This is a genomic window from Microbacterium sp. ER1 (assembly GCF_023383675.1).
In the GTDB taxonomy this organism is placed as follows: domain Bacteria; phylum Actinomycetota; class Actinomycetes; order Actinomycetales; family Microbacteriaceae; genus Microbacterium.
The window spans coordinates 247,882-260,148 of the sequence record NZ_QCXO01000138.1 but is presented as its reverse complement, the minus strand read 5'-3'; the positions used below and the strand labels follow the sequence as shown (position 1 = coordinate 260,148).

Here is a 12,267-nt window from a genome sequence, read left to right as displayed (position 1 = left end):
TGGCCTCGTCTGTCGTAATCGTCGCGGCGCTCTCCTGTCTCTTCTCTGGAGGTCTCGACGCCCGTCAGCCTCCGGATCGGAGCAGGAGCCATGACGACAACGAGTGTGCCGAACGCGGAGACGCGTCGTCGGATCGAGGATGTGGGGCAGTTCGCGTTGCGTCTCGCGATCGCGGCGAGTTTCGCCCTCGCCGTCGCCGACCGTTTCGGCGTCCTCGGCGGCCCGGGGGCAGATGGTGTGTCGTGGGGCTCGTGGACGATCTTCCGTGCGTACACCGCGCAGCTCGTCCCTGTCCCCGTCGACGCAGTGGTGGACACGGCGGCGGTGCTGGCGACGACTCTGGAGACCGTCCTCGCCCTGCTTCTGGCCGTCGGGCTGTGGACCCGGATCGCGGCGGGAGTCGCTGCGCTGCTCACGGCGACGTTCGGGGTGACGATGCTCGCCTTCCTCGGGCCGCTCGCGCCGTTCCGGTACCCGGTCTTCGTCTTCACGGCCGCCGCGATCCTGCTCGCGGGGCTGAAGCGCTACCGGTGGAGCATCGATGCGCTGCGAAAGGAGGTGCCGGGAGCGGGGAGAGACAACGATGCCCCCGGCACCAGGTAGACGGCGAATGCCTCTACAGACGGACGGACGCGTCGGAAGGGGAAGCGATCCGTCACAGGAGAGATGACGAGGTGACCGTTTCATGACGCCGTTTTCCGTAGCATCACGGCATATTGCGTGTGCCGCGAGAAACCCGTTCGGCGGAACCGCGTAACAGAACGCGTCGTTCTGCATCCCTTCCTGGGGACATCACTCGCGCGGAAGAAGCCATCCGCGCGAGTTCATCGATCATCTGGGGAGTCGAAAGTGCCAGTCATTCAGCATGCAATCAGATCGGGCGCGCGGGGAACGCGCCTGACGACGTTCGTGGGTGCTCTGCTCGCGATCTGTCTGGCGGCCCTGGCGGCCGTCATCGCGACGCCGGCGACGGCCCGCGCTGCGGAGGTCACCGGGATCACCTCGTTGACCATCACCGAACCCACCGACCAGATCGAGGTCTGGGACCGGATCGCGTTCGAAGCGACCTGGGCAGTGCCGGACACGGCGACCGCGGGGGACACGTTCCGCCTCGCCTTTCCGACGAGCCCGAGCCTGACCGGGGTGCGCGATTCCTTCGCCCTGACGGCGCCGGACGGCCAGACCGTCGGAACCTGCGAGGTGTCGACCGGTGAGCTCGTGTGCACGCTCACGGATTACGTGGACAGCCACACCGACGTCAGCGGCACGCTGCACTTCCGCGCCAGGGCGGACGAGGAGACCACGCTGACGGAGATCCCGTTCACGACAGGCGGCGGAACCGTCGTCCCGGTCGACGTCCCCGGCGGGATCGGACCGGTCCCGGAGTTCCCGGCGCCGACGACCCCGACCAAGTGGGGCGACGTGACGCTCGACGGTCGGAAGATCGCATGGGGCGTGAACATCCCGTCCTCCGCGCTGGCCGGGGAGGACCCGACGCTCACCGACACGTTCACGGCCGGTCTCGTGCTCGATCCCGGGTCCGTCACCGTGGCGTACGTGCTCGCGAAGGACTGGGCGGGAGGCAAGTACACCGTGTCGACGGGGCTGCAGTCGGGCAGCGATTTCACCGTCACGGAGGTCAGCTCCGAGTCGTTCACGGTGACAGTGAACGCGCCGATCGTCGCCGACGCGATCTACGTGCTCCGCTACAAGACGGCTCTGCCCGCCGACGTCCGTCCCGGTGATGCGTTCCACAACACCGTGACCGGCTCCCGCTGGGTCACCGAGAGCACACCGGTCATCTACTCCCAGGGCGGGGGCGATGGCGAAGGGGTGCTCCCGGTCGGCGGATTCACCGTGACCAAGGAGGTCAGCGGTGCCGGCGCGGCTCTGGTGCCCGACGACCGCGAGTTCCGGGTGGCCTACTCCTATCAGCGTGCCGGACAGACGGTGGAGGGCGAGCTCGCCCTGCGGTCCGGCCAGACCGATGGCCTGAAGGATCTGCCGGTGGGCACGGTCGTCACCCTATCTGAGGTCACGCCGGCGGACGTCGACGGCGTGACCTGGCAGGCGCCGGTCTTCTCCGGCACCGGTGTGGCGATCACCGATGGCGGCGCGACCGTCACCATCGCACGGGGGGCGACGGTCGCGGTGACGCTCACCAACCCGACGACGGTCACGCCGCCGCCGGTCGGGGGCTTCACGGTGACCAAGAACGTCACGGGCCCGGGGACGTCGCTGGTCCCTGCGGACCAGACGTTCACGGTGGAGTACTCGTACGAGCTCGCGGGACAGCCCGTCACCGGTGAACTCGCGCTCCGCGCTGGGAAGAGCGACGGACTCGCGGATCTGCCGGCGGGAACGGTCGTCACGCTCCGCGAGAAGGCGCCGAGCTCCGTGGAGGGCGTCACGTGGAAGAGCCCGCGCTTCACCGGCGCGGGAGTCGACGTCGGCGACGGCGGTGCCACGCTCACGATCTCCGAAGACGCGACGGTCGCGGTCGTGCTCACCAACGGGACCGCGGTCACTCCTCCGCCCACGCCGGGCGGTGAGCTCGCCCTGACCGGGGCCGAGGGGCCGACCGGCCCGATCCTCCTGGGAGCGCTGCTGCTGCTCGCCGGAGTCGTGGCGCTCGGCGTCCGTCACCGGGTCTCGGGTTCGCGCACCGGCGACTGAGGGCCGGGAGGGGCCACGCCGATCGATCACGCAACGACTTCACCGTCGTCGCGTGATCGATCGCGCCGTTCAGCGTCCTGTCGTCGTCGAGGGGCTCTCCCTCGACGACGACGTCGACGCCGCAGCGCGTCGGAGAAAGGCACCTCTCATGACCAAGACGCTCCTCGCCCGTACCTCGGCCACCCTCGGCGTGGCCGCCGCTCTCTCGCTCGGCGGGGCGGTGCTCGCTTCCGCCGCTCACGCCGAGTCGACGCCCGCGGATCCGACGGCGTCGAGTACGCATAGCACGGGCGTTCTCACGCAGCGCGTCGGGGCGGCGTGTCTCTTCTTCCAGTACACGTTCAACATGAGTCCGACCGATCCCCAGGTGGGGGACACCGTGACGTACACCATGCAGTTCCTCAACAACGGCGAGGTCGACTCGACGAAGAGCGCGCTCACGTTCCGCCTGGACGGCCTCCTCGACGACTCGACCTGGGCAGCGTCGGCCCTGGAGGCGACCTCCGGTCGCGCTTCCGTCGCGGGGAATGCCGTCACGTGGAACGGGCCGCTCGATGCCGGAGACAGCGTCGTGCTGCGCTTCACCGGCGTGTGGACCGGCGACGGCGATGGGCTCGCGTTCCCGCGGGTCGAGTCGTACGGCTACGTGAGGTGAAGGGCGGCCGCGCGCCGCGGCCTCGTTTTCCACGGTATCCGCGGCGGCGTGGCGCGCTCGTCGTCGAGAGGCTGAACGGACACCGACCGAAAGGCAGTCATGCAGCTCTCCACGGACTCCGAAGTCATCGTCCGCGCCACCGCCGGCGTCGTCGCCGCACACGCCGACGAGATCACCGCCCTGTTCTACCGGCGGATGTTCGAGGCCCATCCTGAGCTGTTGAACGTCTTCAACCGCGCGCATCAGGTCCAAGGCGATCAACCCAAGGCGCTGGCGGCGTCCGTCGTGGCGTTCGCGGTGCACCTCATCGATCCGGACGCGCCGGACTTCTCCCCGGTGATGCGACGCATCGCCCACCGCCACGTCTCCTTGGGTATCTCGGCGCGCCAGTACACGATCGTGGGCCGCTATCTCCTGGCCGCTGTCGATGACGTACTCGGCGACGCGATCACGCCGGCAGTGCATGCGGCGTGGGACGAGGTGTACTGGCTCTTCGGCTGCTCTCTCATCGCCGAGGAGGCGCGGCTCTACGCGGACGCCGGGACGGACCCGGACCACCCATGGCGACCGCACCGGGTCGTCGACCGCGTGGAGGAGGCTCGCGACGTCATCTCCCTCATCCTGGAGCCGGTGGACGGTCGCCGAGCGCCCCATCGCATCGGGCAGTACGTGGCCGTCGCCGTCGACCTCCCTGACGGCACGCGCCAGCCCCGCCAGTACACGATCTCCTCGTCGACGCCCGAGGCCGCACTGCGCGTCACCGTGAAGCGCGTGCGCGGCGCGGACGGCGCACCAGACGGGCAGGTGTCGACCTGGCTGCACGAGAACGCCCACGTCGGAACGGTGCTCGACGTCTCTCAGCCTGCCGGGGACCTGCTCCTCGATGACTCCGATGATGCGCTGGTCCTCATCTCGGCGGGAATCGGCATCACGCCCGTCGCAGCGATGGTGGACGATCTCGCGCAGCGGCGTCCCGAGCGGCCGGTGCACCTGTTCCACGTGGACCGGGAGCCGGAGACCCACGCTCTCGTCGCCGACGTGCGCGACCGTTCGCAGCGATTGAGCGACGTCCGCACCCTGACCTGGTACTCGGCGAGTGAAGCGGAGGGCCCGGCGGTGCGTTCCGGCCGGATGGATCTCGCCGACATCGACCTCCCGCCGACACCGCGCGTGTTCCTGTGCGGGCCGCTACCGTTCATGCAGGCGATCCGAAACGCTCTGACGGCACGCGGCATCGCCCCGGACCGCATCGACTACGAGGTCTTCGGTCCGGACCTCTGGGCACGACAGCCGAAGACCGCCGCGGCCTGACCCCACTGCGAAAGACCTGCGTGCGGCCGTGTCAAGCCCCTCCTCGAGGCCATGGCGAACTGACATGCTCCCCGAGAGCGGCACCGCGCCGCGGGAACGGGAGAGACTATGAGCATCGGCAGCGGAATCGCGCTCTTCGTCATCGGAGCGATCCTCGTGTTCGCGATCAACGTCGACGTGCCGTGGGTCGACCTGGACATGGTCGGCTACATCCTCATGGGTGCCGGCGTGATCATCTTCCTCATCGGCATCGTGCTCCTCGCGCGTCGGCGTCGCACGGAGACGGTGTCGCGCACGTACGTGGACCCGGCGACGGGCGAGCCCACGACCCGGCGTTCCGTCAGCTCGAGCTCCGACGACGGGCTCTGAGCGCACGCACACAGGAAGGAGAAGGGCCGCGGGAGAACCCGCGGCCCTTCTCGTCAGACGACGTCCGCGCCTTCGAGATGCTCCTCGACGAGGGTGATGCCCCCGCTCGAGTTCGCGGAGTGCGCGAGCTCCTCGATCCAGCGCCGGCTCAGCTCGGGCGTCTCGGCCTCGTCGAAGACGAAACGGAGCGGGATCGACGGGTGCAGCCACAGCGTGGACCGGCCGGGAGCATCGCCCTCCGGGTGGCGCCAGGAGAGCGTGAAGCTCTCGTTCCGCCGCAACTTCGTGGCGATCACGACCTTGAGGTGCGCGAGCGCACGGTCTTCGATCTGGATCGGCGTCTGGGTGTCGCCGTAATACAGGCTGCCCATCGTCAGCCCACCTTCGCGGCGGGGGCTGCGGGAATGTTCATGGCGCTCCTTGGGAACGTGGGGGGAAGACGGCAGACCGCTCCCGGGGATACTTGGACTCTAGCCAATTTGCGCACGACATCGTGCGCATCAGGGCGACGCGCCGTCTGCTGCGAACAGAGTATGCGCGCGGTGTCAGTCTCCCGTCACATAGCGGTGAGAGCGGGCGGATTCCCGTACGCTTCGCGATAGGCCACGGCGAACCGGGAGACGTTGCTGAACCCCCACCGGCGCGCGATCGCGGACACCGACGTGCCCTTGCCGTGTCGCAGATCCCGATGCGCGCCGTCGAGCCGGGCGCGCCGCAGGGCCTCGTTCGGTGTCATGTCGAGCGCGCGACGGAACGCGTACTGCAGGCCTCGGGTGGACATGAAGGCCGCCGCCGCGACGTCGTCCACCGTGATGGGCAGGTGTGCGTTGTCCTCGATGAACGCGAGGGCGCGACGCACCGAGGCCGGCGCCGCGGAGCGTTGGGCCGGACGGTGCAGCGACTCGCTGAAGGTGGTGGGGAACGCCGACATGGTCAGCAGCAGGGCGTGGCGCTCGAGCTCGGCGGCGATGAGGGGGTCGGCGCCATCCGGACCGAACGAGCCGTCGATGTAGGAGAACATCCGCTCCCACCGTGCCCCGTCCTCCCGCGTGTGCGGAGCGAGTCCGGTGGCGCGGAGCTCGAGGCGGTCGTCGCCGGTGATCTGTCTGATCGAGTCACGCGCCGCCGCGCGATCGAACACGAGAGCACGGACGCGGGCGACCTGGTTCCACTTCGCCTCGACCCGGACACCGTCCGTGAGCCACGGCTGACCGGCGTCGAGTCCTTGCCGGCCCGACCAGATCCGGGCGTCGGCGGCATCGACGCGACACACCAGCAGCTGATCCTCCGGCTCGGCGCGGGAGTGCACCTGGGCCGCGAGCTGATAGCGGACGAGCGACATGGACGCCGCCTCCACCGATCGCCAGTCGAAGCGGAACCGGCGGGGGTCCACGTCCTGGAGGGTCGCCGAGGGCACGAACTGCTGCCAGGTGGACTCCACCTGCTCGATGTCCGTGGATGTGAACTGCACCGACACTCCTTGCTGCGCCTCGTCCGGGTGGCCGGGGCTTCTTGGACACTAACCCACGCCACTGACAACACGGTGGGGACGCCCCGGGGGTATCCGTCGGGAAGGCGGGAGTGCCGAGGCCTCGTAGACTCGGACCATGAGTGTTCCTTCCCCGTATGCGGAGCGATTGAGCCGGATTCCGGTGCAGCGCCAGGAGGTGGAGGTGCGCGGGGGAACGACGGCGTACTGGGTCTACGGTCCGGACGACGCCGAGACGACCGTCATCGCGGTTCACGGCTTCCGAGGCGAGCACCACGGCCTCGAGTCGGTCCTCGCCTTCCTTCCGGAGCTCCGCGTGCTCGCGCCCGATCTGCCCGGATTCGGGGAATCCGCCCCGCTTCCCGGTCGTCGCCACGACCTGCAGGAGTACGCGGGATGGTTGACCGACTTCGCCGCGGCCACAGCGCCGGGGGCGGTCATCCTCGGCCATTCCTTCGGCTCCATCGTGGCCGCCGCCGCCGTGGCCGGAGGGCTCGAGACGCCGCGGCTGATCCTCGTGAACCCCATCGGCGCACCGGCGCTGGAGGGCCCGAAGGGCGTCATGACCCGACTCGCAGTGCTCTACTACGCGCTGGGCGCCAAGCTCCCGCCGCGGATCGGGACCGCGCTACTGCGGAATCGGATGATCGTCCGCGTGATGAGCATGACCATGGCGAAGACGCGGGACCCCGAGCTGCGGCGCTTCATCCACGACCAGCACGACACCTACTTCTCGCGGTTCTCCGATCGCGACGTGCTGCACGACGCCTTCGTCGCGAGCGTCTCGCACGACGTCAGGGAGTTCGCCCACGCGATCGACGTGCCCACGCTCCTCATCGCCGCACAGCGCGACGACATCACCCCGATCGAGGCGGAACGGAAGCTGGTGACGCTCTTCCCCGACGCGTCTCTCGTCGAGATCGCCCAGGTGGGTCACCTCATCCACTATGAGACGCCGGCGGAAGCGGCCGGCGCGATCCGTCGGTTCCTCAGGATTCCCGTCGCGCGAGGCCGATGAGCCCGGCCACTCGGAACGGGATCACCTCACCCATGGCGAGCGAGGTCTCGGTCCGCTCCACACCCTCGATCGAGAGGATCCGGGCGTCCGTGTCGAACAGATGACGGGCGTCGCGGCACGCCACGCGCGCCAGCAGGTCGATGGAGCCGCTCAGACCGTGTGCCTGGACGACCTCCGGGATGCGCGCCAGCTCGTTGATGATGCGGGGGAGCTCGGTCTGGCGGACGCCGATGCTGACGAACGCCTGCAGCGGGAACCCGAGGACGTCGGGGGAGAAGGCGCGCTCGTAGGAGAGGAAGACGCCGCTCTGCTCCAGCCGGGCCATCCGCGCCTGGATGGTGTTGCGCGACAGGCTCATGCGCTCGGCGAGAGCGACGATCGTCACGCGCGGGTCGTCGGCGAGGGCGGCGAGTAGCTCCAGGTCGATCCGGTCCAGTCCAGGCATAGTGCCAAACCCTAGCAGCACGGCATCGGAGAAAAATGAGCAACATGCTCAATCGGCGTTGAGTTGCTTGAGCGAGGTGTTGACCAGACGTACCCTCAGACCATGCCGGTGATGACGCCGGCTCCATTGTGCGTCGCCCCACGAGGGCCGCCAGGGACGAGGAGGACGATGATGTCGCCGCAGACCACCCCCATCGCGGACACCGCCCAGGATCTCGAGCTGTCGGAGCGGATCCTCGCTCCGGACGGGACCCGCGTCGCGAACGCCCGCCTCGACCCGTTCGTCGCCGATGTCGACGCCGCGCAGCTGCGCGCCCTGCATCGCGACATGGTCATCCTCCGCCGGATCGACGCCGAAGGTGTCGCGCTGCAGCGCCAGGGGCAGCTCGGTCTCTGGGCGCCGTGCCAGGGGCAGGAGGCCACGCAGATCGGCACCGCCCGGGCCCTCGATCCGCAGGACTACGTCTTCCCGAGCTACCGTGAGACCGGCGTGATCTACGCCCGCGGCGCCCAGCCGGGGGACTACGTGCGCATGTGGCGCGGCGAGGAGGGTGCCGCCTACGATCCCGCGGTCCTGCGGGTCGCTCCGCTGCAGATCATCATCGGTGCCCAGACCCTGCACGCGGTCGGGTACGCCCTCGGCATCCGGCACGAGAAGGCCCCGGAGGTCGCCGTGACCTACTTCGGAGACGGGGCCACCAGTCAGGGGGACGTGAACGAGGCGATGATCTTCGCCGCGTCCTACCAGGCGCCGGTCGTATTCGTCTGCCAGAACAACCACTGGGCCATCTCCGAGCCGGTCGCGGTGCAGTCGCAGTACCCGATCGCGGGACGCGCCCCCGGATTCGGGATCCCGAGCCTCCGCGTGGACGGCAACGACGTCCTCGCGTGCCTGGCGGCGATGCGCTGGGCGCTGGAGCACGCGCGCTCCGGGAAGGGGCCGGCCTACATCGAGGCGGTGACCTACCGGATGGGTCCGCACACCACCGCGGACGACCCCACCAGGTACCGGGACGAGGCCGAGCTGGAGTCGTGGCGGCGCCGCGACCCCATCGCGCGCATCGAGGCGTACCTCCGCGCCACCGGCGACCTCACCGCGGAGCACGTCGCCGAGACGCAGGCGGCTGCGGACGCCATCGCCAAGGAGATGCGCGCGACCTGCCTGGGCATGATCACCCGTCCGCCGCTGGCGGTCTTCGACGGCGTCTACGCCGAGCCGCACACGGGTCTGGAGCGGCAGCGCGACGAGTACGCCGCCTATCTGGCGTCGTTCGAGGGTGAGGCGTGACCATGACCGAGCTCACTCTCGGCAAGGCGCTCGGCGCCGGCCTGCGTCAGGCGATGCGCGACGACGAGAAGGTGGTGCTGCTGGGGGAGGACATCGGCAAGCTCGGCGGTGTCTTCCGGATCACGGACGGCCTCCTCGACGAGTTCGGGGCGGCGCGGGTCATCGACACCCCCCTCGCGGAGTCCGGGATCGTCGGCACGGCCGTCGGCCTCGCCTTCCGCGGCTACCGCCCGGTCGTCGAGATCCAGTTCGACGGGTTCGTCTACCCGGCCTTCGACCAGATCGTCTCTCAGGTCGCGAAGCTGCACTACCGCACCCAGGGGCGGGTGAAGATGCCGATCACGATCCGGATCCCCTGGGCCGGCGGCATCGGTGCCGCGGAGCATCATTCCGAGTCTCCGGAGGCCTACTTCGCCCACACGGCCGGCCTTCGGGTGGTCGCCGTGTCGAACCCGGAGGACGCCTACCGGAGTCTTCGCCAGGCGATCGCCTCGGACGACCCCGTCGTGTTCTTCGAGCCCAAGCGGCTCTATCACCACAAGGGGGAGGTCGACCTGGAGGCCCCGCTCGCGGATGCCCCGCCGATGGGCATCGCGCGGGTGGTGCGCCCGGGCACCGACGTCACCGTCCTCACCTACGGGGCCATGGTGAGCACCGCGCTGCAGGCGGCCGAAGCCGCGGAGGACGAGGGCATCGCCCTGGAGGTGATCGACCTGCGGTCGCTCTCGCCGGTGGACTACGACTCCGTCGCCGCCTCGGTGCGCAAGACCGGGCGTGTGGTCGTGGCGCACGAGGCCTCCCGGGAAGCCGGACTCGCCGCAGAGGTCATCGCGAGCGTGACGGAGCGCTGCTTCGAGTACCTGGAGTCCGCTCCGCTGCGAGTCACCGGCCACGACGTGCCCTACCCGCCGGCCAAGCTCGAGAAGTACCACCTGCCGGACCTCGACCGGATCCTCGATGCGGTCGACCGCGTGATGGATCGCCCGCACAGCCTGACGGGAGCAGACGCATGATCGCCGAATTCCGTCTCCCCGACCTCGGCGAAGGACTCACCGAGGCCGAGGTGGTGCAGTGGCTCGTCGCGCCCGGCGACAGCGTCGCGCTGAACCAGACCCTCGCGGAGGTCGAGACGGCCAAGGCCGTCGTCGAGCTGCCGTCGCCATACGAGGGCACGGTGTCGACCCTGCACGCGGACGCGGGAGAGACCGTCGCCGTGGGAGCGCCGCTGATCGCCTTCGACATCGAGGGGGACGACCCTCCGGCGGCGCCGTCCGGTGGCGAGCAGGAGTCCTCCGCGGAGAAGGCGCAGCCGAACCTCGTGGGCTACGGGGCCGCCCCGACCTCGAGCGGACGCCCCGCGCGCCGGGCGCGGCGACGGAGTGCCGCCCCGGTGGCCTCCGCGGCCGACACGGCCGTTCTCGAGGCGGCGCCGCACGACGCGACGCCATCGGTCGCGGTCGAGCCCGTTCTCGAGCGACCACGGTCCACCCCGCCGGTGCGCGCCTACGCCAAGCGACGGGGCGTCGACCTCGTCCTCGTCGCCGCGGAAGTCGGCGACCGCGTGATCACGAGGGCAGACGTGGATGCGTATGCGGAGCGCATCGGAGCGGAGCCGTCGCGGCTGATCGGGGCACCCGAGCGCGAGACCACCCCGATCTCCGGAACTCTCCCGCGCGCGGAGGAGAGGCCGCGGGAGACGCGCATCCCGATCCGCGGGGTCCGCAAGCACACGGCGGCGGCGATGGTGCAGAGCGCCTTCACCGCCCCGCACGTCACGGTGTTCCACACGGTCGATGTGACCGCAACCATGGAGATGCTGGCACGTCTCCGCGACGACCGAGCGCTCTCGGAGCATCGGATCGGCCCGCTCGCCGTCGTCGCGAAGGCGGTCTGCCTCGCCCTGCGCCGTGCTCCGGGCCTGAACGCGCGATGGGACGAGGAGTCCGGGGAGATCGTCGAGTACGGCTTCGTCGACCTGGGCATCGCCGCCGCGACCGAGCGTGGTCTCATCGTGCCGATGATCCGGGACGCGGAGCGGATGAATCTGGTGGAGCTGTCCGCAGCGATCCGTGCCCTCGCGGAGACCGCGCGTGCGGGGAAGACCTCGCCGGCCGAACTCGCCGGAGGTACGTTCTCGCTGTCGAACATCGGGGTGTTCGGGGTGGACGCCGGAACACCGATCCTCCCGCCGGGGCAGTCCGGAATCCTCGCGGTCGGCGCCGTGCGTCGGCAGCCGTGGGAGTACCGCGGGGAGATCGCGCTGCGTCAGCTCATGACGCTGAGCCTGTCCTTCGACCACCGCCTCGTGGACGGGGCCGAGGGCGCGACGTTCCTCAAGGACGTGGCGGACATCCTCGAGGATCCGGGGCGGGCGATGCTGCTCAGCTAGCGGCGCGCAGCGCAGCCTCGGCCATCGCGACCAGCACGGTCGCGGTGGCCGCGTGCCGTCTCGTCGCGGCGCGTGTGCTGTGCGGGGTGGAGTTGATGAGACCGAAGCACGCCTGCACGCGCAGCCGCAGCTCGTCACGGTCCAGGGGCTCCGGACGATCCAGGGCGGCGAGCGCATCCATCCAGAGCTCGATGTAGGCGCGCTGCAGGCGACGGACCTCGGCGCGGTCGTCGTCGTCGAGGAAGGCGAGGTCCCGGTCCTGCACCTGGATCACCTCGGCGTTGCCGAGCGCGAACTCGACGTGGAAGCGGATGAGTCCGCGCATCCGCTCGTCGGCTGCCGTCGTCTCCGCGGACACGCGTCGTCCGCCCGCGACGAGATCCTGGCTGACCTTGACCAGGACCGCGCCGAGAAGGGCCTGCTTCCCGGCGAAGTGGCGGTACACGGCAGGCCCGGACACGCCGACGGCGGCGCCGATGTCCTCCAGGCTCACGCCGCTGTACCCGCGCGCGGCGAAGAGCCGTGCCGCGGCATGCAGAAGCGCGTCGGAGCGTTCCGCCTTGGCGCGGTCGCGGGCGGTGGCGGGGCTTGTCATCTCAGTTAATCCTCGCTAACCTGAATCAACGGG

General features: G+C 70.0%; 13 protein-coding genes. 9 read left to right on the top strand and 4 right to left on the bottom strand.

Annotation, left to right across the window (positions count from 1 at the left end):
* Positions 1–90: 90 nt before the first annotated feature.
* From BV453_RS14560 to BV453_RS14540, 5 genes are all read left to right on the top strand, one after another.
* Entirely contained in the window at positions 91–603 is a 513-nt protein-coding gene (locus BV453_RS14560; RefSeq protein ID WP_249521909.1) for a DoxX family membrane protein, read from the top strand.
* Positions 604–909: 306 nt separating this feature from the next.
* Entirely contained in the window at positions 910–2,676 is a 1,767-nt protein-coding gene (locus tag BV453_RS14555; protein WP_249521908.1) for a DUF5979 domain-containing protein, read from the top strand.
* Between the two features lie 148 nt (positions 2,677–2,824).
* Positions 2,825–3,331 carry a hypothetical protein gene (locus BV453_RS14550; RefSeq protein WP_249521907.1) on the top strand — a complete coding sequence of 169 codons (507 nt, stop codon included), beginning with the start codon at positions 2,825–2,827 and terminating at the stop codon, positions 3,329–3,331.
* 99 nt (positions 3,332–3,430) lie between these two features.
* Complete coding sequence (locus tag BV453_RS14545) at positions 3,431–4,642, top strand: globin domain-containing protein (RefSeq protein WP_249521906.1); 1,212 nt, start codon at positions 3,431–3,433, stop codon at positions 4,640–4,642.
* Positions 4,643–4,750: 108 nt separating this feature from the next.
* Positions 4,751–5,011 (top strand): DUF6458 family protein, encoded by a 261-nt coding sequence (locus tag BV453_RS14540; RefSeq protein WP_025103410.1) that lies wholly within the window; start codon positions 4,751–4,753, stop codon positions 5,009–5,011.
* Positions 5,012–5,064: 53 nt separating this feature from the next.
* Here the strand turns inward: BV453_RS14540 and BV453_RS14535 are convergent, their stop codons facing one another.
* Both BV453_RS14535 and BV453_RS16785 read right to left on the bottom strand, forming a co-directional pair.
* On the bottom strand, positions 5,065–5,382 hold the full coding sequence (locus BV453_RS14535; RefSeq protein ID WP_060921991.1) for a hypothetical protein: 318 nt from the start codon (positions 5,380–5,382) through the stop codon (positions 5,065–5,067).
* A 185-nt stretch (positions 5,383–5,567) separates the two neighbouring features.
* A complete protein-coding gene (locus BV453_RS16785) occupies positions 5,568–6,482 on the bottom strand; it encodes a helix-turn-helix transcriptional regulator (RefSeq protein ID WP_249521905.1) in 915 nt (304 codons plus the stop codon).
* A gap of 136 nt (positions 6,483–6,618) precedes the next feature.
* Between BV453_RS16785 and BV453_RS14525 the strand changes: the two genes are divergently transcribed.
* Positions 6,619–7,518, top strand: a complete 900-nt coding sequence (locus BV453_RS14525; protein ID WP_249521904.1) for an alpha/beta fold hydrolase — start codon at positions 6,619–6,621, stop codon at positions 7,516–7,518.
* Here BV453_RS14525 and BV453_RS14520 read toward each other — a convergent pair.
* Positions 7,490–7,963 (bottom strand): Lrp/AsnC family transcriptional regulator, encoded by a 474-nt coding sequence (locus BV453_RS14520; RefSeq protein ID WP_025103414.1) that lies wholly within the window; start codon positions 7,961–7,963, stop codon positions 7,490–7,492. The two genes, BV453_RS14525 and BV453_RS14520, sit on opposite strands and share 29 nt — an antisense overlap.
* A 171-nt stretch (positions 7,964–8,134) precedes the next feature.
* On the opposite strand from BV453_RS14520, the gene pdhA reads away from it, so the two are divergent.
* From pdhA to BV453_RS14505, 3 genes are read left to right on the top strand one after another with little or no spacing between them, the layout of a single operon-like run.
* Positions 8,135–9,250, top strand: a complete 1,116-nt coding sequence (pdhA, locus tag BV453_RS14515; RefSeq protein WP_249522084.1) for a pyruvate dehydrogenase (acetyl-transferring) E1 component subunit alpha — start codon at positions 8,135–8,137, stop codon at positions 9,248–9,250.
* A gap of 2 nt (positions 9,251–9,252) precedes the next feature.
* Complete coding sequence (locus BV453_RS14510; protein WP_102209208.1) at positions 9,253–10,263, top strand: alpha-ketoacid dehydrogenase subunit beta; 1,011 nt, start codon at positions 9,253–9,255, stop codon at positions 10,261–10,263.
* The gene (locus BV453_RS14505) at positions 10,260–11,639 is read left to right on the top strand and encodes a dihydrolipoamide acetyltransferase family protein (RefSeq protein ID WP_249521903.1); all 1,380 of its coding nucleotides are present in this window, start codon (positions 10,260–10,262) and stop codon (positions 11,637–11,639) included. Before BV453_RS14510 ends, BV453_RS14505 begins: the two co-directional genes overlap by 4 nt.
* On the opposite strand, the gene BV453_RS14500 is transcribed toward BV453_RS14505, so the two are convergent.
* Positions 11,632–12,234 carry a TetR/AcrR family transcriptional regulator gene (locus tag BV453_RS14500; RefSeq protein ID WP_249521902.1) on the bottom strand — a complete coding sequence of 201 codons (603 nt, stop codon included), beginning with the start codon at positions 12,232–12,234 and terminating at the stop codon, positions 11,632–11,634. The genes BV453_RS14505 and BV453_RS14500 overlap by 8 nt on opposite strands.
* Between the last annotated feature and the right edge of the window lie 33 nt (positions 12,235–12,267).

Coding starts and splice junctions, on each gene's coding strand:
- BV453_RS14560 (WP_249521909.1), top strand. CDS start 91: ATGACGACAACGAGTGTGCCGAACGCGGAGACGCGTCGTCGGATCGAG.
- BV453_RS14550 (WP_249521907.1), top strand. CDS start 2,825: ATGACCAAGACGCTCCTCGCCCGTACCTCGGCCACCCTCGGCGTGGCC.
- BV453_RS14545 (WP_249521906.1), top strand. CDS start 3,431: ATGCAGCTCTCCACGGACTCCGAAGTCATCGTCCGCGCCACCGCCGGC.
- BV453_RS14540 (WP_025103410.1), top strand. CDS start 4,751: ATGAGCATCGGCAGCGGAATCGCGCTCTTCGTCATCGGAGCGATCCTC.
- BV453_RS14535 (WP_060921991.1), bottom strand. CDS start 5,382: ATGGGCAGCCTGTATTACGGCGACACCCAGACGCCGATCCAGATCGAA.
- BV453_RS14525 (WP_249521904.1), top strand. CDS start 6,619: ATGAGTGTTCCTTCCCCGTATGCGGAGCGATTGAGCCGGATTCCGGTG.
- BV453_RS14520 (WP_025103414.1), bottom strand. CDS start 7,963: ATGCCTGGACTGGACCGGATCGACCTGGAGCTACTCGCCGCCCTCGCC.
- pdhA (WP_249522084.1), top strand. CDS start 8,135: ATGTCGCCGCAGACCACCCCCATCGCGGACACCGCCCAGGATCTCGAG.
- BV453_RS14510 (WP_102209208.1), top strand. CDS start 9,253: ATGACCGAGCTCACTCTCGGCAAGGCGCTCGGCGCCGGCCTGCGTCAG.
- BV453_RS14505 (WP_249521903.1), top strand. CDS start 10,260: ATGATCGCCGAATTCCGTCTCCCCGACCTCGGCGAAGGACTCACCGAG.
- BV453_RS14500 (WP_249521902.1), bottom strand. CDS start 12,234: ATGACAAGCCCCGCCACCGCCCGCGACCGCGCCAAGGCGGAACGCTCC.